Consider the following 26,091-nt stretch of genomic DNA (forward strand, 5'->3'; position numbering starts at 1 on the left):
TTGCCTGCTCGGCGGATCATCATCGATCATCATACTCATCGTGAAGCCGGACCCAATCGCCCAGCGTATGCGATGGCCCATTTTCATTGCGGCCGATGGGAGTGAGGTCGAGATAGCTATAGGTCCCGATCAGGTTCTCGCCGCCCCGGCCCCGCACCTGGAACGTGCAATAGATCGTGCCATCGTCATCCCTGTAGAACACGGTCGTGCCACCGCGGTCCCTGCCTGTCATCGCGACCTCTTCGAAATTGAACAGCACCTTGCCCGAACTGATCTGGTCCTCGGTGAACGACACCTGGAAGTCGAAATTGAAATCGCTTCCGAATGACGAAACCCAATCAAACTGCCAATTCATCCGCGCCTTGAAGTCCAGCAGCTCGGCGAGAGGAGCGCGCGCGCAGACGACAAGGGAGACGTCGTGATGCCTGAGATGCTGGTTGGCGGCGTCGATGTGATCGCAAAGGAACGAACAGCCGGTGCAGCGATAGTCCGCATTGGGCGGAAACATGAAGTGATAGATGATCACCTGGCTGCGCCCCGCAAAGAGATCGGCCAGCGATTTCGTTCCCTGGGTCGTATCGAACGTGTAGGGCTTGTCGATGCGCAGCCACGGCAGCGCTCGCCGCTCCGCCGCGAGTTGTTGACGCTGGCGCGTCAACGCCTTCTCTTTTGCGAGATGCGATTTGTGCGCTTCAAACCACTCCGAGTAAGGCGCGATGATGTGGTCGGTCATGTCGTGCTCCTTCCGCACTCAGGCGTATGCTGACAGCCTCGTTGCCTGTCTCTAGGACGTTGTTGAAAACCGCGATCCGACATTGGCTGTGCAGTTTTCGCGGGAAGAGCGCAGGTGATACAGCCGAACGCCGACATACCGCTTGACAGCTGTACGTGTTATGTTCTCTATTCGTTCCAATCCATCAGCAACCCTGGATATGCAGCCGGATGGAAACGACAGCCACCATCCTGCATGCCGATCTCGACGCCTTCTATGCCTCGGTCGAGCAGCTGCTCGACCCGTCGCTGCGCGGCAAGCCGATCGCGGTCGGCGGTGGCGTGGTGCTGGCCGCCTCCTACGAGGCGCGCGCCTTCGGTGTGCGCGGCGGCATGCCGGGGCGCAAGGCGCGCGAGCTTTGCCCGCAGCTGATCTTCGTCGGCGGCAATTTCAGCCACTACCAGCGGCTGGGCGACGCGGCGATAAAAGTGCTCGACGATTTCACGCCGGTGGTCGAGCGCATTTCCATCGACGAGGCCTTCGCCGATGTCGCCGGCTGCACGCATCTGTTCGGGCAGCCAGAAGAGATCGCCCAGACCATCCGCCGCCGCGTCAGGGCCGAACTCGGCCTGCCGATCTCGATCGGCGTGGCCCGCACCAAGCATCTGGCCAAGATCGCATCGCAGGTCGCCAAGCCCGACGGGCTGGTGGTGGTCGATCCCGGCACCGAGCTCGCCTTCCTGCACGAACTGCCGGTCTCGCTGATGTGGGGCGTCGGTCCGGCGACCAAGGCGCGCCTGGCCGAGATCGGCGTCGAGACCATCGGCGAGCTGGCGAGGACACATAGCGGCGCGCTGACGCGGCTGCTTGGCCCCGCCGCCGGCGAAAAGCTCGCCGCCCTGTCATGGAACCGCGACCCGAGGAAGCTGGAGACCAGGCGCCGGGCACATTCGGCCGGCGCACAATCAGCGCTTGGCCAGAAACCGGCCGTGACAAGTGTCATCGTGCCCACTTTGCTGCATCTGGCCGACCGCGTCGCCAGCCGGCTGCGCGCCAAGGCGCGGCCCGGCCGCACGGTGACGGTGCGCGTGCGCTTTGGCGATCTCAGCGCCGTCACCCGTTCGATCACGCTGGATCAGCCGATCTCGGCGACCACCATGCTGGCCGAAATCGCCGGCGACCTGGTGCGCGGCGTGCTCACCGACCATCCCGCGGAGAAGACGATCTCGCTGCTGGCGATTTCGGTCTCGCATCTCGAGGAAAGTGTCGAGCTGCAGCTTGACCTGCCGCTCGGCCTCGCCGACGAGAAGCGCCGCCCCGGCAGCCAAAGAGGCCTGGCTCGCTTCGGCGCCGACCGCGCCATCGACAAGATTCGCGAACGCTTCGGCAAACAAGCCGTCGGCTACGGCACGGTGGCGCTGGAAGCAGCGCGATCGGTGCCCGACGAGTTCAGGGAACTGGCGGAAAAGGAACTGTGAGAACGGGAGGCGTCAGCCCCTCGCCCTACGGCTTCCGGATCAACGCCCGGACGTGGCAGGCGCGGCGGTCACGGCGGACAGCAGCTCGCGCTTCACCAGCACCGGCTTCAGATATGTCTTCTTCACGGCAAAGTCCCCCAGCCCAAGCGGCTGGCGGCAGTAACATCCGGCCAGCACGGCTTGTCAAGAAAATGCGGACTCCGGCCAGGCGAGCCGCTTCTTGTCCTGAGGCTCTCCTGGGGATCAACGCGACAATCGAGGTCACTGACGGGTGAGCCCGGCCCTCTCGCCGTGAAATGCTTGCCAAATCCCGCCATGCCGCCCATACAACGGCTCGGGTGGATCGCCTGTCGAGAGGTCCGCGCCTCCCCTCTTTTGCCAGAGATACTGTCCGATGTCAGCGACGCCGTACCCTTGGTCGAAGCCGTGACGGCCTCCTCCCCCGCCCCGTCCCTATCGCTTGCCACCCTTGGATGGTCGGAGTTTTTCGGCGACCAGCTTGAACCGGGCGAGGCACACCTCATCCCGACGCGCATTGCCATGGTGCATCGTGATCGCCTGAGCGGCCTGTCCCAGACGGGACAAACCGACCTGTCTCTGGCGCCGCAGGCCACCACCGGCGACTATGCCGTCGGCGACTGGGTGCTGGTCGAGCCGCATGATCAGCTTGTGAAGCGTCGCCTGGCCCGCAAGACGGTGCTGGAACGCCGCACCCAGGGTGGCCGGGTGCCACAGCTGGCCGCGGCCAATGTCGATACGCTGTTCATCGTCACCTCCTGCAATGCCGATTTCAACATCGCCCGGCTCGAGCGCTACCTGGCGCTGGCCAACGAGGCCGGAACGACACCGGTGATCCTGCTGACCAAGGCCGACACGGCTGAAGACGCCGAGGCGTACCAAAGCCAGGCCGCCACGCTGCAGCGCGGATTGGCCGTGGTGACGCTGAACCCGCGCATAGCGGATGCCGCGGCAGCCCTCGCCGCCTGGTGCGGCACGGGGCAGACGGTGGCGCTGATCGGCTCCTCCGGCGTCGGCAAATCGACACTGGTCAACACGCTGGCCGGATCGGCGCAGCAGGCGCCGCAGCAGACCGGAGCCATTCGCGAACACGACGCCAAGGGACGCCACACCACCACGGCGCGGTCGCTGCATGCCATCGCCGGCGGCGGCTGGGTGATCGACACGCCAGGCATGCGCACGCTGCAGGTCAGCGATGTCGGCTACGGCATCGACACGTTGTTTGCCGAGATCACCGAGCTGGCACCGCTCTGCAAATTCCGCGACTGCACGCATGTGCACGAACCGGGCTGCGCGGTGCAGGCCGCCTTGAAGGCCGGCACGCTCGATCCCGAGCGCCTGGCCCGCTGGCGCAAACTGTCCGACGAAAACCAGCACAACACGCCGGTTCAGACAGGACCTCGCGGCGCCAAGTCTCCCGCCGGTCGCGGCAAGCGGCGCTGAACGACCGCTCTACTGCCCTACTGCCCTACTGCCCTACTGCCCTACTGCCCTACTGCCCTACTGCCCTACTGCCCTACTGCCCTACTGCGGTCTTATGTAGCAAACGCACCAACTTCCCGCACGACCTAAAGGGTGGGTTCCCATAAAATCCGGGGCATGGGACAACCTAGCTGGCGGCTATGGACATTCACGAAACGGAGCGGAATCTGAATAACAAGATAAGTCGGGGCGGGTTTACCGCCGCGTTCCTCCTCCAGTGCCTAGAGGCTATTGAGGTGAAAGAATTACGACTTTAGATTGTTCTCAATATCTCTAATTGCATCTCTTATGGTCTGTATAAATCCGAGACTGGTTGAGGACGCCTTCAATCTTTGACGGAAAGCAGAATTTTCTTCTAGGGAAAACCGCCGGTACTCTAATACGTACAAAAGAAAGGAGATCACGGTTGACCGCCGAACCTTTGTCATAGACGTCATAAAGTGAGGCAACTGAACAACAATCTCAAACTCTTTTTGGAGAGATTCCTCCAAATCACGGGATTTTTTAACACCGAGCGCCGCTACATGCTCAAAGAGCCCGTAGTGGCCGACCTCCTCCCGTAACGTGTTGCCCGTCATGTCTGCAATTTGTTTGGCTGCGCTATTCACGAGCCGACTTGAGTTTATGTAGGCGCCGAGATTCGCTTCGCTAACAAGCGGCAAATCAAGAAAGCCAGTCGGGGGATTGGGCGCGCATTCGGCCGCAGACTTTTTGGCCTCCGTAGACGCTTCTAGCGCGGTGGGTTGCTGGGCTGATATTGCGCTAACAGCCTGCCGCTTATTGTCCCAGTAGATAAGTGCTAGGCCGGCAAATATGACCGCGAACCCAAACCATATCGGAGGGTTTAACAGCCAGGCTATCATGAAGCCGACCCAGCCGATGCCGTGGGCAAGCGAAACGAGGAAGTCGACGTCACCGCCCAAGCTGACTAAGCGGCGAGCGGCCTCCCAAAGGAGAAAAAACCCGCCGATGATTTTCCGCCAGTGTCGCTCAGCCCACCCCATGGGCGGCAGGTAAGCAGGAATCCTTCCGGTTGTGGAGTCGCCACTTCTCCCGCAAGATGAATGCTTGTGCATTCTGGGGGGATTGGGATGCGAATCCTATTCTTTGCGCTGTTCATGGTGCTAATTCCACAACTCGCCGCTGCCGCCTCACCACCAGAAAGCGGTGGGCAGGCAGAACAGGCTAAGCCCGAACAACACCAACAGACCCCGGCCACTTCGCCGCCGATAAGCCAACCGCCAGTCGAGAGCGCCGACAAACCCGAAAACCCCAACCCACCCTGCGAGGCAGGACAAGACAATCGCAATTCCGACCTTTGCGCCCAGTGGAAGGCTGCGGACGCCGCCAAGGAGTCGGCCGATTGGACCATGCGCTCCTATTGGCTTGTGCTCGCTGGAACAATTATCGGCGCATGTACCCTCATCGCTGCCGGTGCTGCTGCCAAGTTTGCTAGAGACGCTGCAATCCATACCGAAGCTGGGGCCAAGCAGGCCGAACGAAGCGCCAAGGCAGCGGAAGACGCTATCGTTGCCAGCCGCGAAATCGGTGAGGCTCAAGCCCGTGCCTACATCTCCGTTACCAAAGCTTGGTACGAAAACAACGCGAATGCGCTGCCCAAAATCATAATCCAAGTGCGGAATTCGGGCCAAAGCCCCGCATACGACCTGCAGGCGATCTATCGGCCCTGCACAGAGCCGATAAATGTTGAGCCACCCCTTAAACCCCTCAAGGTCAGTTCCTTTCCGTTGACTGATTTGTGGCCCGCTGGTGCCGATGAAATGTTGTCCTTCGGAGTTCATCCCGACGATGTTGTTGACCCGACTGGCAAGGGTGCGCCGGGGAAGAATTTCGCCATGGTCGAATTGATCCTTGAATATATGACGGTCTTTGACCGGCAGCGCGGGCGGATCGACATGGACACGGCAGTCAGATTGTTTATCCCCAATGTCCCAAAGTGGACTGGGCCTGACCTCAACCAGACCAAGCCGCCACGGCATCCCGTTGCTGTGATGACCAGTTTCACCGCTGGCTGGATTCATGAGTACCGGCGAACAGTGGGCAATGGCCGCCGAGTTATCAAGAAGGGCGAGCCAGACAAAGAGAGCGGCACCGAGTAGCGCGATCACCGCGCCACCTTTGGTGCGTTTGCTACTAAGACCGCCCTACTCCCCTACTGCCCTGCCCTCAAAGCCGCGCCGTGCCGAAAATCCTGTCCCACAACAGCGACGTCACGCCGAAATTGGCGTTGTCGTTGATATGGTGATGCACCGCATGGCGGCGCTTGAGCGTGTAGAGATAGCTGGGATGGGCGGGATGCCAGTGATGGATCATGTGGTGGACTGAGATGTACCAGAGATAGCCCAGCATCAGCCCGCAGCCGACGGCGCTGGCGGTCGCGAAATCCGAGATCAGCCAAACGGGCAGTGCGATCAACGCATGCACGCCGAGACTGAGCCAGGTCGGCGTGCCCACCGGACTGCGCTCCTCGACGTGATGACGGTCGTGCAGATCCCTGATGTAGGGCACGTGATGAAGGACGAAGCGATGCAGCACGTATTCGATCAACGTCCACAGGCCGAGACAGAATAGCACCGTGCCGATCCATTCCGGCGCGCTCTCTTCCCCGGCCTCGATCAGCCCGGCCACCCCCAGAATGGCGATCACCAGCGGATAAACCACGAAGTCGCTGTAGTAGCCGATCAGACTGAGTTGCATTCCGGACGCCCCCACCTGATTCTCGACGCCGCCCAAAAAACGATGCTATCAGATTGCCGGACTCGCGGGTGAGGTGCAATGCAGATGCATCTGAAATAGCGTCGCAATTTCGCGGTGCAAGATCGCATCCATGATCCACCCAGAATCAGCCGATCTCGCACCAGCGCCGCAAACGGGCATGCAAAAATGGCAAAACGCAGTGCGGGCCTGCTGATTTATCGTCGAAACGATGGGGATATCCAGGTGCTTCTGGTTCATCCCGGCGGCCCGTTCTGGGCGAAGAAGGACGATGGCGCCTGGTCGATCCCGAAAGGCCTCGTCGACGAGGGCGAGGACGAACTGGCAGCCGCGCGGCGCGAGACCGGGGAAGAGCTCGGCATCACAATCGACGGCCCCTTCGCGCGCCTCGGCGACTACAAGCAGCCGGGCGGCAAGATCGTCATCGCCTGGTCCGTCGAGGCCCAAGCCGAGATCGATGTCGCCACCATCAAGAGCAACAATTTCACCATGGAATGGCCGCCGCGCTCCGGGTCGATGAAGGAATTTCCGGAGGTCGACAGAGCCGGTTGGTTCAGCCGACCCGAGGCCGAGGTCAAGATCCTTGTCGGGCAGCGCCCCATGCTGGCTGACTTGGCGAGGCAATTGGATGCCGGGTGACTTTTCATTTGTTCCCGGCTTGTTAGATCAAGGCCGCCACTTCTATCGAAAGACCAGACCCGATCGGCCGGGCCTTGGTTGCCTGGTTCGTTCGATGGCGACGAGAAGCGCGCCCGCTGCCATCAACGGCAAATGGGCATCGGCAAGGCAGAGCGGCAAAAGCATCAGCGCCCAGCAGGTCGCCACGCACCAGCAGGCCAAGGTGAGGCCGAACAGCAGCGGGTCGGTGAACGCCGCCGCGCCGAAGATCGACAGCCGCGGACGCAAGTGACATCGGGCAAGGCAACGTGCCCGTGCCGGACTGACCTGCCAAGCCAGGCCTGCCGCGGCAACCACCAGCCCGGCGCCCAGTTCCGAGCCCGTCGAGCCGTGCAGGAGGTAGGCCGTCAAGATCAGGAACACACAGACGACCGTCCAGATTAACAGGTAGCCGGCGATGAAGAGCAGGATCGCTCGCCAGCGATGCCGTGACAGCGAGCGATACCACAAATGCAGAAACGGTCCGGCGAGCGCCGGCGCCATCATCGCGATCACCATCAGCACCGATCCACCAGCGAGCGCCGGCCAACCGACTGTTTGTATCGCGAATTCGAGAGCGAACACGCCTTGAGGAATTGTGGCGTTGGGCGGACCGCCGCACAGCAGCGGCAGCGCGACATGAAGCCGGTCACCCCCAACAATCAGCAGCCATGCACACAGGCTGACGCTCCAGAGCAGAAGCCCGAGCGGGCCGAAACCCCGTGCCTGTAGCCATTGTCTCAGCATCAGCTCGACTGACGATAGATGCTCACGCGCTTGATCGAGACCCCTCCCACTCCGACGGAACTCACCGGCACGAACAGCACGGACAGATTGCTGAGGTCGGCATTGCCGGACAGATGCAGCCGGTCGATTGTGTCGGTGATTTCCAATACTTTCGTCATTCCCGAACCGCCATGCGGTTTGGCCATGTTCGTCGCGGCGCGCGCTCCAAACAGCGACACCACCCCTGCCCGGTTATCGGGATGCGCCGCCGGGTCGGCGCCTTCGGGCAGCCCGACATAGACGTCGAACACGGCGGCATTGTTGTCGCTGGTGATATTCTCCAGGTTGAGAAACACGCGGTCCGGTTCAGGGACGGACCGCGCCGCGAACTCGTTCAGCTTGAAGCTGTTGGTGACTTTGCGGGCGGTCGGCTTGTCGACCTTGATTGTCGTTGACGTCGGCGCGTTGGAGAGCGTGACGGCCTTGGCGTTGGCGCCAAGCAATTCGACGATCGGCTTTTTCGCCACGGAACTGACCTCCGGACCTGCAACGCCTTGGGCGCCTGGTATCATCACACTCAGCGTTCTCAGCCTGAGGCCGAGGCGCTGTTGCCCGGCAAAGGGATCACTGGTGTCTTCATAGACATAGTTGAGCCGTGGTGCGGTTGTGTCGAGCATATCTTTCGGCGCAAATCGTTTGCGCGTTCCATCGGGCTGCGGAAGAATGAATTTGTGCCGCCCGGCCGGGCCATTGAGCCATGAGGAGAGGGTCGGGTTCTTGTGACGTGCGTCACGCTTGCGCCAAACCTCCCACAGCCGGTCGATATTGGCATGGTGCAGCCAGAAGATGGGATCGAGCCCTGCCGTCTCCGGCATCGACATGAGGCCCGCGAAACGCCAGTCGTTTGGGTCTTGACCGGCCTGGCTTCCGCCCACTCGCCCGTGCACCACATCATGCGGCACCTGCTCGAGCCAGCCTTCGTGATCGCGATCCGCGTCATGCTGGAACGGCGTGCGCACACCGCCAAAGCCGGGTGAACCGTTGGTGACGCCCTCGAACTGCCCATCGGTCAGCGCGGTCTTGGTATCGACGTCCTGTGGCCGGATGACCACCACGCCGTCGCCGCGGCCATAGCGTCGTTTGTCAAACAGCGGATTGTCGCCACCATCGGGCCAGACGTTCTTTGCGAAGGCTTCAGGAAGAGCGCGGGGATTGGCGACGGCCTTGCTGTTGTAGTCCCAGTAAGGCAGCGCCCAGTCCGCCGGCGCACCGGGCAACTTCGCGATGGCGGCGCGGACAATGGCCTCAAACGCCGCGAGATAGCCGCGGTGCCAGGGTACGAAATACCAGCCGTGATGCTGACACTGGCCTTGATCCTGGTTCTTGAATTCAGGCGTCTGCGGCAGGTGTTCGGCAGGTTTGAGCCAGCCGAACTCACGCCAGATCTGTTCTTCGATACCGTGGATTGCAGCAAGATATCGCCAACTGGTGACATCCGGGAACGGCCGCGCCTTAAGGGCCTGCACGCCACGAGCATACCACAGCAAAACAGGATCCCAGGGCTGCGCAAGACTCCAGACGTTTCGCCGAATTCGAGCCATCGTCTCCCCCATTGTTTAACATGGAGAGTATATGCTCGAACGAGACCCGAATCCATTTGAATCCAAACGTCTGTTCAAAGTAATTCCAAAAAATTTTATCTATCGGACCACCGACAAGATGGGCTGATTTCGGAAAGATCATGCTCGAACAAACAGATAGGGGCAATCTCGATGACATCGAGAGCCAACAGGATGCGGAATCCGCTGCCGTCGCCTTCGCCTTGGCGAGCCATCTTTCAATATTTGCGCAAATGCAGAAAGTGGCAGTGCCGCGCTGTCCCATTCGAAAAGCGGGGCGTCGGCCAAACTTGCCAGCTCCGTCAGCACCGTCCGGCGCGAATGCGTCGGCAGTTTTGCCAAAACGGATTGACCTTTCAGCGACGCTGATCCGGCCGTGTCTTAAAGTTTTTTCCAGCGCGGATGAGAAAATCCCGGAATGCCCTGACATGGGGGCGATCGAGAGACGCAGGATTCCATGCCAATGCATAAGGCTCTGGGAGAACCATCCAGTTGTCGAACGCTACGACCAGCCTTCCCTTGGCGAGTTCTTCCGAGACCATGGACATTTGTCCCAACACGAAACCGCCATCACTCGCCGCGGCGTCGATGGCAGCGCTCGAAAGGGAAAACGACAATTCACAGGCTTTCTCGGGTGGTGCCAAACCGACATGACCGGCCCAGTGGGACCATGACGGCGAGGACTGCTGTGGGTGTTGCCACTCAATCCCAATGAGAGAACCCCCTAGCACATCATTCGGGCTTGATACCGGGTGACCAGCGAGAAATGCGGGAGAGCAGACCGGCGCAACCGAATCGAAGAACAGGTCTGAAAAGTGGGCGTAGCGATGGCGCGCTGTGCCGTACGAGATTCGAAAATCGACCTCTGCTTCTGCAAGAACCGGTTCATCGTCTTCCCCGATCAACCGCACATTTATGCCTGGAAACAATCGGTGCCACTCGACCATGAGGGGCCTGATCCACCGAATGGTGATGGAGGGAGGGGCGCTAAGCACTATTCCTGATTTGAGGCGCGCTCTTTGGAGAGAGTCCTGGGCTGAAGCGCAAGTGGTCGAAACCCGCACGAATGCGTTCAAGGTATATTTCGCCCCAGGACGTTATAACCAGTTTACGCCCTTGCCGCTCGAAGAGCGAAACCTTCACGTCCAGTTCGAGCGCACGAATGTGCTGACTGATGGCACCGGGCGATACGTCGAGCTCCAGCGCGGCGGCAGTGACGCTGCCCAGTCGCCCGACAGCCTCGAAGGCCTGCAGGGCTCGCAGAGCGGGAAGACGGTTGGTCACCAGGACAATCTCGATTTTATCGAGGCTCGATACATCAGTAAAACTAAAAAGGAAACAAGTTCTACCTTCTTGTTCGGCATGCCCCCCTGTGAGACCTCGAACGGAGAAAAAGACCGGCCATGGGGACCTGCAATGGGACAATCGCGTGCTTCAGCCCAAGCGGCTGGAGGAGCGTCTGGAGTACGAAGGTCGCCTCAGACCAAGTTATCCATCGAGAACCTCAACGTCCGCTTCGGGTCCGTCACCGCGCTCAGCGATGTCAGCCTCAATATTGCCGATGGCGAATTCGTCTGCATTCTCGGCGCCTCCGGCTGCGGCAAGAGCACGCTGTTCAACGTCGTCTCGGGCCTGCTCAAGGCGACGTCGGGAAAGATCGTGCTCGATGGCCAGGATGTCTCCAACCGGCCGGGCCAGGTCGGCTACATGCTGCAGAAGGATCTGATGCTGCCCTGGCGCACCGTGCTCGGCAACATCACGCTGGCCGCGTCGCTGACGCGCGGCGCCACCGCGCGGGATCGGGCCGGGGCCGCCGAACTGGCCAGCCGCTACGGTCTCGGCGACTTCCTCAACCATTATCCGCATGCGCTGTCGGGCGGCATGCGCCAGCGCGTCGCCATGATGCGCACCATCGCCGCCGGCCGCCAGGTCATGCTGCTCGACGAGCCGTTCGGCGCGCTCGACGCGCAGACCCGGCTTGGCATGCAGCAATGGCTGCTGCAGCTCTGGCGCGACCTCAAGCGCACCATCCTGTTCGTCACCCATGATGTCGACGAGGCGATCTATCTCGCCGACCGCATCGTGGTGATGACGCCGCGCCCCGGCCGCATCGCCGAAATCCTCAAAGTCGACCTGCCCAGGCCCAGGCCGCTGGAAGTGCTGACGACCGACACTTTCGTCGGCCTGAAGCGGCAGATCATGCAGCACCTCTACCACTGACCGATTGGGCATCGACCAATCGGGCACTGACCATCGGGCACTGACCTCAGGCGGATCGGAGTACGACAATGAACACACGGTTTGGAGCAGCGGCGGGACCGTTCTTGATCTGGGTCGTGGCCATGGTGCTGATCCTGGTCGCCTGGCAGCTGCTGGTCTGGGTCACCGGCCTGCCGCCTTATGTCATTCCGCCGCCGGCCCAGGCGTTCTCGACGCTGTTCGACAACTGGCCGCGGCTGTCGGTCCTGACCGGCCAGACGCTCTACGAAACCGCCATCGGCTATGTCATCGGCGCCGCCATCGGCTTCGTGCTTGCGCTCGCCATGGGGCAGATCCGCGTCGTGCAACGCCTGGTCATGCCGGCTTTGATCATTTCGCAGGCCGTGCCGATCGTCGCCATCGCTGCACCTTTGGTCATCATCTTCGGTTTCGGCCTGATGCCCAAGCTGATCATCGTCGCCTGGATCGTGTTCTTCCCGGTCGTGGTCAATGTGCTCGACGGTCTCGCCTCGGTCGACCGCGATATGCTCAACCTCGCCCGCCTGATGGGCGGCGGGTCCTTGCGCACCTTCGCCATCGTCAAACTGCCGGCCTGCATCGGCCCGCTGTTCTCCGGCCTCAAGATCGGCGCCACCTACGCAGTGACCGGTGCGGTCATCGGCGAATGGACCGCCTCGTCCAAGCAAGGGCTCGGCACCTACCTGCTCACCGCCAACGCGCAGATGAATACCGCCGGCGTCTACGCCGCCATGCTGCTTCTCACTGTCATCGGCGTCGGCTCGTTCCTGCTTGTCTTCGGGCTTGAGATCCTCATGACGCCCTGGCGCTCGCGCTCCACCGCACCGGCCTGGGCGCAGTGGAAGCCTGCGCAGGCCAGCGCCGCCGCGTGAATCGCCACCAGTTTTCAACCAGTCGACAACAACCAAAAAGGGGAATGCAATGCACAGTGCCTATACCAGGATGATCTCGGCAACCGTCGGCCTGCTCGCTCTCGGAACTGCCTTCGCCACGGCTCCGGCCAGCGCCGCCGATCTCGCCACCGTCCGGTTCGTTTATGACTGGGCGAGCGCCGATTTCGAACTGATCCCGACGCTGGTCGCCCAGCAGAAGGGTTTTTATGATGCCGAAGGCATCAAGGTCGATGTCATCTTCCCGCCGGACTCGCAGACCACCGCGCGGCTGCTCGCCGTCGGCCAGGCCGAGATTGGCTTCGAGGCCACGACAGATGTCGTCTTCGGCGCCGCCCAGGGCATCCCGATCACCTCGATCGGCCTCTACACCAAGAGCAACAATTGGGGCCTGTTTGGCCGCCCCGGCGAGCCGTTGTCGCTCGACAATCTGAAGGGCAAGTCGATCGCCATCTACACCGACTCCTGGACCAAGGCGATGATGCCCTTCGTGCTCAAGGCGGCCAAGCTGACCGAGGACGACGTCAAGCTGATCATCGCGCAGGATTCCGACACCAATCTGCTGCTCGCCGGCAAGATCGACATCGCCACCAACACGGAAAACTATCTGGTGCCGCAGGTGCAGGAGACCTTGAAGAAGGACCCGACCAGCCTGGTGGGTGCCGCCGCCGGCGCGCCCGACGTGCCGGTCTGGACCTACACGGCGTCGACCGCCTATCTCGCCGACCACGGCGACATCGCCAAGAAGTGGATGCGCGCCACCATCAAGGCCACCGAATGGGCCGCCGATCATCCCGACGAAGCCGCCGAAATGTTCACCAAGGCTTATCCGGAAGGCGGCAGCCTCGCCTACAATCTCTCCGGCTGGAAGCTGACCGCCGCGCTGATGAAGGGCGACACCGGCTACATGATGCAGGAAGACAAGAACTGGCTGCCGATCGCCCAGGCGCTGAAGGATACCGACCAGATCAAGGAAGTCCTGCCGGCCTCGAAATACTATACCAACGAACTGTTGAAATAAGCGCTGCGTCGCTCGAACAACGAGGGCCACTCCACCGGGGCGGCCCCTCTTACCAGTACCAAGAGAATGGACTTATCACGCATGGCCAAGAGCAGGATCATCATCGATTGCGACCCCGGCGTTGACGACGCCATCGCGCTGCTTCTGGCGTTTGCCTCGCCCGACGAGATCGAGATCGTTGGCATCACGACGGTCATCGGCAACGTCTCGCTGCCGTTGACGACCCGCAACGCGCTACGCATCGCCGCCATGGCCGGCCGCCAGGACATCCCGGTTTGCGCCGGCTGCAGCCGGCCGATCATCCTGCCGCGCGTGCAGCGCGGCGCCTCGGTGCACGGTACTGACGGCCTTGGCGACCTCGGCATGCCAGATGCCACGCATCCGGCGCAGAGCCGGCATGCGGTGGATTTCATCATCGACACCATCCTGCGCGAGCCGGGTGAGATCACGCTCTGCCCGATCGGACCGATGACCAACATCGCGCTGGCGCTGATCAAGGAGCCGTCCATAACGACCAAGATCAAGGCCATCGTCTTCATGGGCGGCGCCGCCTTCAGCCCCGGCAACACTGCGACCGATGCCGAGTTCAACATCTGGATCGACCCGCATGCGGCGCAGGTGGTGCTGTCGTCAGGCATCCCGATGACCATGTTCGGATTGGACGTGACCCGACACGCGACGCTGACCAAGGCGCGCTTCGACCAGCTCGAGCGCGACGCCAGCCCGATCATGCGGACGGCGATCGCCATGATGCGCCGCTATGGCAGCGGCGATCCCGCTTTGCACGACCCCTGCGTGACGGCGTTCCTGATCGACCCGACTTTGTTCAATGGTGTCGACGCGGTGATCGAGGTCGACTGCGATCAGGCCGGCGCTTATGGCCGCACGCGGGCGGTCGAAAACGGCGACGGCAAGAGCCAGCCGGTTCATGTCATCACCGAAGTCGATGATGAGCGGCTGTTCCAGTTGATCGACCAGCGGCTGCGGCTTTTGTAGCGCCTTCGGCAGTCCAATCCTGTAGGACAGCGCCTCCCCCCATAATCCCTTGGGGTTATGGTCGCCTTGCGCCGGCTAAGTCATGCTCCGCCTCAACTTCGAGAAATGCAACCGGAGCGCCTCCGCCAACGCCTGATCTCCAGGCGCCAGCCGGCCTCCGGAAAAAGCATCGGAAACAAGCTCCCCGGAGGCGGAACAATGCAAGACACAATCAAACTCGACCGCGCGCTCGGACTCTGGTCCGTCGTGCTCTTCGGCCTGGCCTATATGACGCCGATGATCGTCTTCGGCACCTTTGGCGCGCTGGCCGCGGCAAGCCAGGGCACCACCGCCATGGCCTATCTCGTGGCGGCCGCAGCCATCCTGCTCACCGCCATCAGCTACGGCGTCATGGCGCGCGTCTATCCCGTTGCCGGCTCGGCCTATACCTATGCCCGCCGCTCGATCAGCCCCAGCATCGGCTTCCTCGTCGGGTGGGCGGTGCTGCTCGACTATTTCTTCCTGCCGATGGTGATCTGGCTGATCGGTGCCGCCTATCTCGCCTCGGCCTTCCCCGCGGTTCCGACCTGGGTGTGGATCGTCGGCTTCATCGCGGTGACGACCGTGGTCAACGTCGTCGGCATCGCCTTCGCCAACCGCGTCAACTTCATCCTGATGCTGGTGCAGCTCGGCGTGCTCGTCGCCTTCCTGGTCCTCGCCGCCCGCTATGTGGTGGCGCTGAACGGCCCCGGCGGCCTGGTCTCGGTCACGCCCTTCTTCAAGAGCGGCGTGCCGTTCTCGGCCTCGGTGGCGGGTGCTGCCATCGCCGCCTACTCCTTCCTCGGCTTCGACGCCGTGTCGACGCTGACCGAGGAGACCAGGGATGCGCGCCGCACCATGCCGAAGGCGATCCTGATCATCGCGCTGGCCGGCGGCGTGATCTTCATCGCCTCGGCCTACATCACGCAGCTGGCCCATCCCGGCATGGACTTCGTCTCGGTCGATGCCGCCGCCACCGAAATCGCCAAGGCGATCGGCGGCGACCTGTTCGTCACCATCTTCCTGGCGACGCTGGTCGTGGCGCAGTTCACCTCCGGCCTTGCCGCGCAGGCGAGCGTCGGCCGGCTGCTCTACGCCATGGGGCGCGACACGGTGCTGCCGGTCTCCTTCTTCGGCAATCTGCATCCGAAATGGCACACGCCGATCCTCAATTTGATCCTGGTCGGAGTGGTCGGCCTGGCGGCGCTGACGATGGACGTCACCACCTCGACCTCCTTCATCAATTTCGGCGCCTTCCTCGCCTTCACCGCCGTCAACGTCTCGGTGATCGCGCTCTACCTCAAGCGCGACCAGCAGGTGCGTCCGCTCGGCGTGCTGATCGGCCTGATCGTCCCCGCGCTCGCCGCGGTCTGCGACCTCTTCCTGCTGTGGAATCTCGACGAGAACGCCAAGGTGCTCGGCCTGGTCTGGCTGGCGGTCGGCATCGTCTATCTCGCCTACCTCACGAGCTTCTCCCAGGTCGCGCCGCCGGAGATGGATTTCGCCGAATAGAAACGCTGGCGGCGGCCTTCTCACATCGGTGCAGGCCGCCGCTTCATCTCGTTGTTAGGAATCGGAAAACCCGGCATCCCGTTTGGCCAATTCCACTTGATAAACACTTCGCGGATGCCGTCTGCTTCGCCATATCTGGAGAGATACGATCAAGGCAACATAGCCCAATAGGGCAAGCACGCTCCACAGAACGCCGAGATTGCTCATGACGGCAGCTAGAAGAAGCACCGAGGCAACCACAGCCACGGCGTAATAAACGACAGAGGCCCAGACATATCGTTCCATCTGCGAGCTACTCATCGGTCACTCCTGGCACGAAAGTGAATTCATAACTCACCGATGCCGAGCAATTGGTGTCGAGAGTGTGTTCACAAAGCTGGCGGCGGCCATCTGATTGGATTTTGCGCCTAGGCAAGAAACAGCCGGAACAGTTCCGCCTGGCTGGATATAGCGAGCTTCGAATAGATTTGCCGGCGGTGAACCTTGACCGTGTTGGGCGACAGCGACAGGACGGCGGCGAGCGAGAGGTTGGAATGGCCTTTGAGGATCAGCGTGACGATCTCGAGCTCGCGGCGGGTCAGCAGCGGATGCTCGATCCGCGCCGCCGGAGCCGCGTTCTTGATGTCGAGCGAGAGGCCCGGAGCATGAAACCAGTGCCGGGCCGCGAGCGCGCAGACGATGGGAGCGGCGGATCTCAGCCCCTCCAGCTCATCCCCGGCGAACAGCGGTGCCGCACCGGTCCGCGACAGCGACAGCACGCCGGCAAAGCCGTTCTCCAGCTTCAGCACGAAACCGATCTCGTCGCCGATCTCGGTCGTCGCATAGTGCCGCCGATAATATTCGGTGTGCGCGAAATCATCGGGCGCCAGCTCCCGCATGACGATCATGCGCTCGGCGCCATCGCCGCGAACCGCATCGTAGAACGGATCCAGCACATAGGCGCCGGCGAGATAACGGTCGACGATGATCGAACGCTCGGCGACGATCTTCTCATTGTAGAGGTCGAAGGCGCGACCGGCAGGCGAATAGAGAAAACCGTTCATCATCTGGAAGGGCGTCAGCAGCCGCAGTGCAGCCGCCAGCGCATCGGCAAATCCGCGCGAGCCGATCGCGGCCGCCGCGGCACCAAGGCCGGCATTCCAGGCATCGAAGGACGGATGCGAGCCTTTGTCGGCGGATTTCATCGAAATGGCGGGCCTCATGCTTGCGGCGCTGGCGAGATTGCACAGGTACGCGTCGCCAGTACAAGCATCTATCGCCCATCACAGGCGCCTGCCGGAAGCGAAAGGCGCGCCGCATGACAGCCATTGAGGAGATTGGACCCATGACCCATCCGCTGGATCTGACCGCCAACGCGATCGCCGATGGCATCCGCTCGGGCGCCTTCAGCGCCGAGACCGCGGTGGGCGAATCCATCCGCCGCGCCAAGGCCGTCGGCGAGAGGCTCAACGCCTTCGCCGTCATCCGCGAGGAGCAGGCGCTGGAGGCCGCCCGGCTGGCCGACCGCGCCGTGGCGCGCGGCGAGGCCACCGGGCCGCTGCACGGCGTGCCGTTCGCGGCCAAGGACCTGACGCCGACAGCAGGCGATTTGACGACGCTGGGCTCCTGGACGAAGGGAGATTGGGTGCCCGAGGAGACAGCGCTGTGCATCCGCCGCCTGCAAGCGGCCGGCGCGATCCTGATCGGCAAGACGACGACGCCGGAATTTGCCTTTTCCTCCTTCACCAACAGTCCGCGCTGGGGCGTGACGCGCAATCCGTGGAACCCGGAGCGCACCAGCGGCGGCTCCTCCGGCGGTGCGGGCGTGGCGGTGGCGACCGGCGTCGTGCCCTTCGCCGAGGGCACGGATATGGGCGGTTCAGTGCGCATTCCCGCCGCCTTCTGCGGCGTCGTCGGGCTGAAGCCAAGCCTCGGCCGCATCCCGATGACCATCCTGCCCAGCGTGTTCGACAACATCTCGCATTTCGGGCCGCTGGCACGCAGCGTCACCGATGCCGTCGCCTTCATGCAGGCGACAGCGGGCGGCAGCGACGAGGACATCGCTTCGCTGCCAATCGGTTTTGACGGTGCGGCCGCGCGGATGGGCAGTCTCGCAGGCAAGCGCTTCGCGCTGTCGCTCGACCTCGGCTACTACCAAATCCAGCCGCGGGTCGAAGCCGTCATCCGGCAAGCCGTCGCCGAGATGCGGCGCGCCGGCGCCATCGTCGACGAGGTGCCGATGGACTGGACGCGCGCCGTCAACGACGAGTGGTTCGATCTCTGGTGCGTCTTCATGTCGGCCTTCTTCGGCGACGAGCTTGCCGGTCATCGCCACCACATGGACCCATCGGTGGTCTCGATGATCGAACGCGGGCTGGCGATGAACGCCACCGCCTACAAGCGGGTCGAGCTGCTGCGGACTTCAATGTGGAAGGACATGGCGAGGCTTTTCGAGCGCTATGACGCGCTGCTGTGCCCGACCTGCGCCATCACCGCGCCGCCGGTGGCCGAGACCGACGACGACTATGTCGCGACGCTGCCCGACGGCCGCTTCAAGGGCCTGGACCTGACCTGCCCTTTCAACATGCTGCCGCAACTGCCGGCGCTGTCGCTGCCCGCCGGGTTCGCGTCGGACGGGTTGCCGGTCGGCCTGCAGATCGTCGGCAAACGCTTTGCGGATGAGCAGGTGCTGTCGATGGCGGCGGCGGTGGAGGCGCTGCTGGCGGTCGCTGGCCTCAATGCGACTTCACTTGGCTTCGGTGAGCGACAAGCCGTCTGACGACACGATCCGGTCCGGATCACTTCGCTACCCCGCTATCGGCGGCTGCGATCGCTCAGTGATAGAGCACTCCCTTGGTAAGGGAGTGGTCCGCTCGGGGCAATCACATAGGGTCGCGCCGGGAGCGCCATATGCGATTGGCTCCGCCCACGGCAACCCCCAACAGGTCGCCACCCTTCCCTCACCCGAACCGCGCCGCCGTCCAAGCCCCACCGGCCGCATTCGACTCCACCGCCGCGGCAACGAACTTCACGCCACGCGCGCCATCCACAACATCCGGCACCTGCGCCGCGCGCGCCGGATCGACCATGCCACCAGAGCGATGCGCGCGAATAATGTCGGCGGCGTCGCGGTAGAAATTGGCGAAGGCCTCGATATAGCCTTCCGGGTGCGCCGCCGGCATGCGCGACACGCGTCGGCTTTCGGCGGTCGAGCCATGGCCGCCGCGCACCAGCGTGCGGGTTTCCTCGCCATATCGGGAGAAGCGCAGTTCCTCCGCCCGCCCGCCCGACCATTCGAGGCCGGCCTTGTCGCCATAGATGCGCACGGAGAGATCATTGTAGTGGCCGGGCGAGGTCTGGCTGGCCAGGATCGTGCCGCGCGCGCCATCGGTCCAGCGCACCATCACATGCGCATTATCGTCGAGCCGGCGTCCCGGCACGGCGGTGAACAGATCCGCCGACACCGCCTCGGCCTCGCAGCCCGAAATATAGCTCGCCAGATTGAAGGCATGCACGCCGATATCGGCCAGCACCGCCGACTGCCCTGCCCGCGCCGGATCGGTGCGCCATTCCGCCTGCTTCTGGCCCTCGGCGTCGATCGGCTTGGTCAGCCAGTCCTGGATATAAGCGCCATGCACCGAGACGATCCGGCCAAGCTCACCCGCCGCCACCATTTCGCGCGCCTGGCGGACCATGGCGTAGCCGGTGTTGTTCAGCGTAACGACAAAGCGGCGTTTTTTGGCTCGCGCCAGCGCCACCAGCGCCTCGGCGTCGCCAAGCGTCGTCGACAGCGGCTTGTCGCAGATCACGTCGATGCCGGCCTCAAGGAAGGCGGTGGCGATCGGTGCGTGCAGATGGTTGGGCGTGACGATGACCACCGCCTCGATGCCATCAGGCCGCGCGGCTTCGGCCAGCGCCATGGCATGGTAATCGGCATAGCTGCGCTCGGGCGCGATGCCGATCTCGGCGGCCGAGGCGGCGGCATTCTCCGGATCGGACGACAGCGCACCGGCGACCAGCACGATCTGGTCGTCAAGGCGCATGGCGAGGCGATGCACGGCGCCGATGAAGGCATTGCGGCCGCCGCCGACCATGCCAACCCTCAGGCGCTTGCCCGCCGACCCGTCCAATGTTGCGTAGACCATGTTTTCTCCTCCAAGCCGATCATTGGCGACGCGCCAAGCCTCAAGCTCGGCTATCACTTTCGAACACAATTTCCAATTTCCATATTGTAATACGATTGTGCCGCGCTAGCCTGAGATCATGAGTGGGGCGGGCAAATCTTCGGGACGATCTCTCAGCGACGAGGCGGCGACGCGCAAGCGCGGGCGCTCGCTTGCCGCGTTGGGCTATATCCAGCCGCAGACCTATGAGGAGCTGCGCGCCGTGCTATCCTCCGGCACCGTGCATTTCCCCAAGCGGCTGCGCCAGGTGGCGATCTTTATGTGGCAGCATCCGAGCGATGTCGCGCTCGGCACCATCGCCCAGGTGGCCGCGCAGGCCGGCGTGCAGCCTTCGACGCTGGTGCGCTTTGCCCAGATCTTCGGCTATTCCGGCTTTTCCGATTTCCAGGGGCTGTTCAAGGAGCACGTCAAGGGCTCCTGGCCCGAAGCGCGTGGCGAGCCGCGCACCGAGGCCGAGCCCAATGCCGCCATGCATTTCCTGCATGGCATGGTCGGCGCTTCGCAGGCCTCGCTCGGCCGCATCGAGGCGGGCTTCGACGTCGAGCGTTTCGAGACGATGGTGACGCTGCTGGCGGCGGCCGACCTGATCTATGTCATCGGCTCAAAGCGCGCCTTCCCGGTCACCGCCTATCTGTCGCTGACGCTGTCGCAGCAAGGCGTGCGCAACGTGCTGGTCGACAATGTCGGCTCCTCCGCACTCGACCAGGTCGGCTGCATCGGCGGCCGAGATGCCGTGCTGGCCGTCTCCTTCAGCCCCTACAATTCGATCACGCCCGACCTCGTCGCCGTGGCGCATGAGCGCAAGGCCCGCATCGTCACCATCACCGACAGCACCTTCAGCCCGCTGATCCCTTTGTCAGACAGCTGGCTGGAGGTGGTGGAGTCCGACTTCGCCGGCTTCCGCTCGCTGGCGGCGTCGCTGGCGGTCGGCATGGCGCTGGTCCAAGGCGTCGCGGCACGGCGTGGCACATAAGGTGATGCTGGCACAATTGACTATCGGGAATTGCCGTTCCATATTTTGAAAAATAGAAACTTTGTTCCGGGAGGAGGAATGGAGCTTCATCTGCAAGGCAAGGTCGTGCTGGTCACCGGCGCGACGCAAGGCATCGGTCGCGCGATCGCCGAGACGCTGGCGCGGGCCGGCGCCGGCGGGCTGCTGATCACCGGACGCGATGGCAAACGCGGCGACGCAGTGGCGGCGGAACTGTCAGCCATCGGCACTCCGACCATCTTCGTCGCCGCCGACCTTGGAGACCCGCAAACCCCTGCCCTTCTGGCGCAAGCCTGCATCGAGCGCTTCGGCCGCATCGACGGCCTCGTCAACGCCGCCGGCCTGACCGACCGCGCCTCCTTCCTCGATGCCGATCTCGACGACTGGGCCTCGCTGTTCGCCGTCAATGCGCGCGCGCCGTTCTTCCTGATGCAGGCTGCCATCGCCGACATGAGGAAGCGCGGGGAGCCCGGCGCCATCGTCAACATCCTGTCGATCAACGCCCATTGCGGCTCGCCTGAGCTTGCCGTCTATTCCGCCACCAAGGGCGCGCTGGCGACGCTGACCAAGAACGCCGCCAACGCCCACCGCTTCGACCGCATCCGCGTCAACGGCATCAATGTCGGCTGGACCGACACGCCGGCCGAACGCGTCATGCAGTCCGAGACATTGGGCCACGGCCCGGGCTGGCTCGACGCCGCCAATGCCGCGCAGGCTTTCGGCAGGTTGCTCAAACCAGACGACATCGCCAACCTTGCCGTCTTCCTGCTTTCCGACGCGGCCGGCCCGATGACCGGCGCCGTGATCGACCAGGAGCAGTCGGTGATCGGGGCGAACCGGTGAACGCGGCTTCGGCATCGTCAGAAACACTCGGGCCAGACCTGCTGGACCGGCTTCCAGCCGCTGTCCAAACACCTGGATATGACCGGAAAACCCTCGCACCCGGCATGGCGCATCTCGGCGTCGGCGCCTTCCACCGCTGCCACCAGGCCGAATACACCGACGATCTGCTCGCGCTCCAGTTTGACCGCTGGGGCGTTGTCGGCATCAACATCCGCCCGCCTCACCTCGCCGAAACGCTCGGCCGGCAGAGCGGGCTCTATACAAGGCTGATCCGCGAAAACAGCCACATCGAAGCCCGCGTCATCGGCAGCATTGTCCGCGTGGTGGACAGCCAGGACAGCGCCGCGCCGGCGCTCGGCGTACTCTCCTCATCCGACATCGAACTGGTGACGATGACGGTGACCGAGAAAGGCTATTGCCACATCCCGTCGAGCGGCGCGCTCGATTTCGACCATCCCGACATCGTCCACGACCTCGCCAACCCTCATACACCGCGTAGCGTGCCCGGCATTCTCGCGCGGGTGCTGGAGTTGCGCCGGGCCACGCATGGCCGGTCGATGACACTGCTCTCCTGCGACAACATCCCGACCAACGGCGTCATCCTGGAAACTGTCGTGCGGAGCTTTGCCGAACGGCGCGGCAATGGTCTTGCCGACTGGATATCAGCCAACGCCGCCTTCCCTTCGACCATGGTCGACCGCATCGCACCGGCGGTGACGCAGAATGACCTCGACAGCGTCGAGCAGTGGTTCGGCTACCGCGATGGCGCCGTCGCCGTCTGCGAACCGTTCCGGCAGTGGGTGATCGAGCAGAAATTCGCCGGCCGCATGCCGCGCTGGGATCTGGTCGGCGCCACTTTCGTCGACGACGTCACGCCGTTCGAGCATCTCAAGATGCGGGTGCTGAACGGCGTGCAGACGACGCTCGCCACGCTCGGCGTGTTGGCCGGGCTTGAGCACACTTTCGATGCCATCGCCGACCCGCTGCTGTCGGCCTTCATCAGGCGCATGCTGGTCGAGGAAACGCTGCCGACGCTGATGCCGGTGCCCGGTGTCCTGCCTCTCGCCTATGTCGAGCAAAGCCTCGGCCGCTTGAAGAACACGGCGATCCGCCACCGCAACCACCAGATTGCCACCGACGGTTCGCAGAAGATCGTCCAGCGCCTGCTCAACCCGATCCGCGACCGCCTCGCCATGGGCCAGAGCATCGGCCTGCTCTCGGTGCCGGTCGCCGGCTGGATGGCCTATCTCGTCCTTGCCTCGGACCGCTTCGGCAAGCGCTGGCCGGTCTCCGATCCCTATGCCGGCAAGGTCGCCGAGATCGCCGACGAAACCGGGCGCGATGCTGAAGCGCTTGCCGCCCGCATCCTCGCCATCGACACGATTTTCGATCCCGGTCTCGCCGCGAACCCTACGTTTCGCGCGGCCGTCACATTGGCACTGGGCGAATTGCTTTCGGACGATCCGATGGCGGCTGTCCGGCATAGTCTTGAACAAGATGAGATCGCAAGGTTGAAACGATCCAAACAATCGGCATTATGAACATGGCCGTGAAGACACGACAGAAGCAATTCCAGGAAAAGTGTGAAACGGTTTTCCGTCCGGAATTGCGCGAAAACAAAGGGAGAGCTCTTCAGCGTTTCCGTGAAACGATGAAGAGCTCTGGGGAGGCGCTATGAAACTTGGACTGCTCACCGCACCGTTCGCGGAGACGCCGCTTGCCGATGTCGCCGGCTGGGCGGGCTCGGCCGGCTTCGAGGCGCTGGAAATCGCATGCTGGCCGAAAACGTCTGGCGCGACGCGGCGCTACGCCGGCACCAGCCACATCGACGCCGCTTCCACCTCCCCCGCGCAGGCCAAGGAAATCGCCGCCGAGTTGGCGCAAAAAAAGCTCACGGTCTCCGGCCTCGGCTACTATCCCAACCCGCTGCACCCTGATGCCGCGCACCGCGAGGCGGTGATCGGCCATTTGAAGAAGGTGATCGTGCTGGCCGCCAATATGGGCGTTCCCGTCGTCAACACCTTCTGCGGCGGCGATGCCTCCAAGACCGTCGACGTCAACTGGCAGGACGCGCTGAAAGTCTGGCCCGAAATCGTCGTTTTTGCACGCGACCACGGCGTCAAGCTTGCCTTCGAGAACTGCCCGATGATCTTCAGCTATGACGAGTGGCCGGGCGGGCACAACATCGCGTATTCGCCGCAAATCTGGCGCCGCATTCTGGAGAGCTGGGGCGGCGATGTCGGCATGAATTTCGACCCCTCGCATCTGGTCTGGCAGATGATCGACCAGGCCCGCTTCATCCGGGAATTCGGCCCCTACATGCTGCATGTCCACGCCAAGGATTTGATGATTGATCATGATGGTTTGTACGAGCGCGGAATCCTGTCGGCCGGGATAGGCTGGCAGGTGCCGCGCATGCCGGGGCTGGGCGATGTCGACTGGGGCGGCTTCTTCTCCGGCCTCTACCGCGCCGGCTATGACGGGTCGGTCATCATCGAACACGAGGACAGGCGGTTTGAAGGCAGCGACGAGCAGGTGAAGCGCGGTTTTCTGCTCGCCCGCGACGTTCTGCGGCCCTACGTCAAGTGAAGGGAAAAGCATGTCGCCCAAAAGTGTCTCGCGGTTTTGGGGCGACGACATGCCTAGGGAAAGCAGGTCGGCAACGACATGCGGAGGACAACGAGTTGAGCGGGCCGCCTGAATCTCTTTCTCAGCGACATGCCTCAACGACTTGGAACTGAAACTGAAAACTATGTGGAGGAAGACTGAAATGAAGAAAATCCTGACCATGGTGCCGCTGCTTGCGGGCGCTGCCTTGCTGGCCTCGGTGGGCGTCTCGGCCGCCGCTGGCAAATACACGATCGGCATTTCCAACACCGTGCAGGGCAATGGCTGGCGCGAGGAGATGGTCTGCGCCATGAAGGCGCAGGCGCTGGCTTCCGGCGAAGTGGCCAAACTCAACATCGCTCACCGCAACACCGATGCCGCCGGCCAGCTTGAGGACATCCGCAACCTGATCAGCGCCAAGGTTGACGCAATCGTCGTCAACCCCGCTGATCCGGCCGGCATCAAGGCGGGCCTGGAGGAAGCCACCAAGGCCGGCATCGTCGTCGTCGCCGTCGACCAGGCGGTCACCGAACCGTCGGCCTACATCATCTCCAACAACCAGGAGGAATATGCCTATCTCGGTGCCAAATGGCTGTTCCAGCAGATGGGCGGCAAGGGCGAGGTGTTTTACATGCGCGGCGCCGCCGGTGCTTCGGCCGACTCCGACCGCGACAAAGGCTTCAAGAAGGCGCTGGCCGAATTCCCCGACGTGAAGGTGGCGCAGGAAGTCTTCACCGGCTGGCAGCAGGACCAGGCCAAGCAGCAGATCCTCTCCTTCCTGTCGACGGGAACGCCGATCAACGGCATCTGGACGTCCGGAATCGACAACGTCATCGTCGACGCGCTGGTGGAATCGCAGGCGCCGCTGGTGCCGATCGTCGGTGCCGACAATGCCGGCTTCGTCGGCCAGCTGAGCTCGGTCAAGGGCCTCGTCGGCGCCGCCGTCACCAACCCCGGCTCGATCGGCGGCGCGGGCGTCACGCTGGCGTTGCAGATCCTCGACGGCAAGAAGCCGGCCCAGCAGACCGTGCTGGTCCAGCCGCAGCTCTGGGAAAACGCCACCGACGAAGGCAAGGCCAAGCTGAAAGCCGCCGCCGACCCGTCGCTCAGCCCCGAATGGCCGGTCTCGATCTCGATCCCGGACTGGACGACGTATACCAAGGACCAGATCGTGGCGTGCAAGGGGCCGGGCGAGTAAGAGCCATTTTGATTGCATGTCGGGGATGGCGAACTGCCATCCCCGACATGCAAAGATAGGTTTCACTCTACGACGCCCCCCTCTGTCCTGCCGGACATCTCCCCCACAAGGGGGGAGATTGGCAGTCCCGGCGCCGGCCCTCATCTCGCGACGTTGAAAATTGGCGAAAGCAGAGATGACAGCCAA

Annotated in this window: 26 protein-coding genes; 16 read left to right on the forward strand and 10 right to left on the reverse strand. The window is 63.1% G+C overall.

Annotated elements, in window-relative coordinates:
- Positions 1-19: 19 nt before the first annotated feature.
- A complete protein-coding gene (locus CKW40_RS31335) occupies positions 20-733 on the reverse strand; it encodes a DUF899 domain-containing protein (protein ID WP_095203617.1) in 714 nt (237 codons plus the stop codon).
- A 209-nt stretch (positions 734-942) separates the two neighbouring features.
- On the opposite strand from CKW40_RS31335, the gene dinB reads away from it, so the two are divergent.
- From dinB to CKW40_RS44785, 3 genes are all read left to right on the forward strand, one after another.
- Complete coding sequence (gene dinB, locus CKW40_RS31340) at positions 943-2,190, forward strand: DNA polymerase IV (protein WP_095203618.1); 1,248 nt, start codon at positions 943-945, stop codon at positions 2,188-2,190.
- Between the two features lie 414 nt (positions 2,191-2,604).
- Complete coding sequence (gene rsgA, locus CKW40_RS31345) at positions 2,605-3,651, forward strand: ribosome small subunit-dependent GTPase A (RefSeq protein ID WP_095203619.1); 1,047 nt, start codon at positions 2,605-2,607, stop codon at positions 3,649-3,651.
- Between the two features lie 179 nt (positions 3,652-3,830).
- Positions 3,831-3,947 carry a DUF6471 domain-containing protein gene (locus tag CKW40_RS44785; RefSeq protein WP_244571360.1) on the forward strand — a complete coding sequence of 39 codons (117 nt, stop codon included), beginning with the start codon at positions 3,831-3,833 and terminating at the stop codon, positions 3,945-3,947.
- Here CKW40_RS44785 and CKW40_RS31350 read toward each other — a convergent pair.
- On the reverse strand, positions 3,936-4,766 hold the full coding sequence (locus CKW40_RS31350; protein ID WP_143748399.1) for a hypothetical protein: 831 nt from the start codon (positions 4,764-4,766) through the stop codon (positions 3,936-3,938). The genes CKW40_RS44785 and CKW40_RS31350 overlap by 12 nt on opposite strands.
- A 15-nt stretch (positions 4,767-4,781) precedes the next feature.
- On the opposite strand from CKW40_RS31350, the gene CKW40_RS31355 reads away from it, so the two are divergent.
- The gene (locus tag CKW40_RS31355) at positions 4,782-5,810 is read left to right on the forward strand and encodes a hypothetical protein (RefSeq protein ID WP_095203621.1); all 1,029 of its coding nucleotides are present in this window, start codon (positions 4,782-4,784) and stop codon (positions 5,808-5,810) included.
- 67 nt (positions 5,811-5,877) lie between these two features.
- On the opposite strand, the gene CKW40_RS31360 is transcribed toward CKW40_RS31355, so the two are convergent.
- Complete coding sequence (locus CKW40_RS31360; RefSeq protein WP_095203658.1) at positions 5,878-6,408, reverse strand: sterol desaturase family protein; 531 nt, start codon at positions 6,406-6,408, stop codon at positions 5,878-5,880.
- A gap of 186 nt (positions 6,409-6,594) precedes the next feature.
- Between CKW40_RS31360 and CKW40_RS31365 the strand changes: the two genes are divergently transcribed.
- A complete protein-coding gene (locus tag CKW40_RS31365) occupies positions 6,595-7,065 on the forward strand; it encodes an NUDIX hydrolase (protein WP_095203622.1) in 471 nt (156 codons plus the stop codon).
- Positions 7,066-7,107: 42 nt separating this feature from the next.
- Here the strand turns inward: CKW40_RS31365 and CKW40_RS31370 are convergent, their stop codons facing one another.
- The 4 genes from CKW40_RS31370 to CKW40_RS44350 form a co-directional block, all read right to left on the reverse strand.
- Positions 7,108-7,830, reverse strand: coding sequence for a copper chaperone (locus tag CKW40_RS31370; RefSeq protein ID WP_095203623.1), 723 nt, complete (start codon positions 7,828-7,830; stop codon positions 7,108-7,110).
- Positions 7,830-9,422 (reverse strand): tyrosinase family protein, encoded by a 1,593-nt coding sequence (locus CKW40_RS31375; protein ID WP_095203624.1) that lies wholly within the window; start codon positions 9,420-9,422, stop codon positions 7,830-7,832. The genes CKW40_RS31370 and CKW40_RS31375 overlap by 1 nt, the downstream gene beginning before the upstream one ends.
- Before the next feature lie 362 nt (positions 9,423-9,784).
- Positions 9,785-10,375: a LysR substrate-binding domain-containing protein gene (locus CKW40_RS31380; RefSeq protein ID WP_244571361.1), complete on the reverse strand. Its 591-nt coding sequence runs from the start codon at positions 10,373-10,375 to the stop codon at positions 9,785-9,787.
- 40 nt (positions 10,376-10,415) lie between these two features.
- A complete protein-coding gene (locus CKW40_RS44350) occupies positions 10,416-10,712 on the reverse strand; it encodes a LysR family transcriptional regulator (RefSeq protein ID WP_198421174.1) in 297 nt (98 codons plus the stop codon).
- Between the two features lie 132 nt (positions 10,713-10,844).
- Here CKW40_RS44350 and CKW40_RS31385 point away from each other — a divergent pair, with 132 nt between their 5' ends.
- From CKW40_RS31385 to CKW40_RS31405, 5 genes are all read left to right on the forward strand, one after another.
- Complete coding sequence (locus CKW40_RS31385; RefSeq protein ID WP_095203659.1) at positions 10,845-11,648, forward strand: ABC transporter ATP-binding protein; 804 nt, start codon at positions 10,845-10,847, stop codon at positions 11,646-11,648.
- A gap of 68 nt (positions 11,649-11,716) precedes the next feature.
- Positions 11,717-12,538, forward strand: coding sequence for an ABC transporter permease (locus CKW40_RS31390; RefSeq protein ID WP_095203625.1), 822 nt, complete (start codon positions 11,717-11,719; stop codon positions 12,536-12,538).
- A 49-nt stretch (positions 12,539-12,587) separates the two neighbouring features.
- On the forward strand, positions 12,588-13,577 hold the full coding sequence (locus CKW40_RS31395; RefSeq protein ID WP_095203626.1) for an ABC transporter substrate-binding protein: 990 nt from the start codon (positions 12,588-12,590) through the stop codon (positions 13,575-13,577).
- A gap of 81 nt (positions 13,578-13,658) precedes the next feature.
- Positions 13,659-14,573: a nucleoside hydrolase gene (locus CKW40_RS31400; RefSeq protein WP_095203627.1), complete on the forward strand. Its 915-nt coding sequence runs from the start codon at positions 13,659-13,661 to the stop codon at positions 14,571-14,573.
- A gap of 198 nt (positions 14,574-14,771) precedes the next feature.
- Complete coding sequence (locus tag CKW40_RS31405) at positions 14,772-16,103, forward strand: APC family permease (RefSeq protein WP_095203660.1); 1,332 nt, start codon at positions 14,772-14,774, stop codon at positions 16,101-16,103.
- 54 nt (positions 16,104-16,157) lie between these two features.
- Here the strand turns inward: CKW40_RS31405 and CKW40_RS31410 are convergent, their stop codons facing one another.
- Complete coding sequence (locus CKW40_RS31410) at positions 16,158-16,403, reverse strand: hypothetical protein (protein WP_095203628.1); 246 nt, start codon at positions 16,401-16,403, stop codon at positions 16,158-16,160.
- Between the two features lie 107 nt (positions 16,404-16,510).
- Entirely contained in the window at positions 16,511-17,287 is a 777-nt protein-coding gene (locus CKW40_RS31415; RefSeq protein ID WP_244571362.1) for a helix-turn-helix transcriptional regulator, read from the reverse strand.
- A 140-nt stretch (positions 17,288-17,427) separates the two neighbouring features.
- Between CKW40_RS31415 and CKW40_RS31420 the strand changes: the two genes are divergently transcribed.
- Entirely contained in the window at positions 17,428-18,861 is a 1,434-nt protein-coding gene (locus tag CKW40_RS31420) for an amidase (protein ID WP_244571363.1), read from the forward strand.
- A 181-nt stretch (positions 18,862-19,042) separates the two neighbouring features.
- Here CKW40_RS31420 and CKW40_RS31425 read toward each other — a convergent pair whose 3' ends face one another.
- On the reverse strand, positions 19,043-20,227 hold the full coding sequence (locus CKW40_RS31425) for a Gfo/Idh/MocA family protein (RefSeq protein ID WP_095203631.1): 1,185 nt from the start codon (positions 20,225-20,227) through the stop codon (positions 19,043-19,045).
- Between the two features lie 118 nt (positions 20,228-20,345).
- Here CKW40_RS31425 and CKW40_RS31430 point away from each other — a divergent pair, with 118 nt between their 5' ends.
- The 5 genes from CKW40_RS31430 (at position 20,346) to CKW40_RS31450 (ending at position 25,905) form a co-directional block, all read left to right on the forward strand.
- Positions 20,346-21,239, forward strand: a complete 894-nt coding sequence (locus CKW40_RS31430; protein ID WP_095203632.1) for a MurR/RpiR family transcriptional regulator — start codon at positions 20,346-20,348, stop codon at positions 21,237-21,239.
- 78 nt (positions 21,240-21,317) lie between these two features.
- Entirely contained in the window at positions 21,318-22,100 is a 783-nt protein-coding gene (locus CKW40_RS31435) for an SDR family oxidoreductase (RefSeq protein ID WP_095203633.1), read from the forward strand.
- Positions 22,097-23,641: a mannitol dehydrogenase family protein gene (locus CKW40_RS31440; protein WP_095203634.1), complete on the forward strand. Its 1,545-nt coding sequence runs from the start codon at positions 22,097-22,099 to the stop codon at positions 23,639-23,641. Before CKW40_RS31435 ends, CKW40_RS31440 begins: the two co-directional genes overlap by 4 nt.
- A gap of 133 nt (positions 23,642-23,774) precedes the next feature.
- The gene (locus tag CKW40_RS31445) at positions 23,775-24,689 is read left to right on the forward strand and encodes a sugar phosphate isomerase/epimerase family protein (RefSeq protein WP_095203635.1); all 915 of its coding nucleotides are present in this window, start codon (positions 23,775-23,777) and stop codon (positions 24,687-24,689) included.
- Between the two features lie 181 nt (positions 24,690-24,870).
- Positions 24,871-25,905 carry an ABC transporter substrate-binding protein gene (locus CKW40_RS31450; RefSeq protein ID WP_095203636.1) on the forward strand — a complete coding sequence of 345 codons (1,035 nt, stop codon included), beginning with the start codon at positions 24,871-24,873 and terminating at the stop codon, positions 25,903-25,905.
- The last annotated feature ends 186 nt before the right edge of the window (positions 25,906-26,091 follow it).

The sequence above is a fragment of the Mesorhizobium carmichaelinearum genome (assembly GCF_900199455.1).
GTDB classification, from domain to species: Bacteria; Pseudomonadota; Alphaproteobacteria; order Rhizobiales; family Rhizobiaceae; genus Mesorhizobium; species Mesorhizobium carmichaelinearum.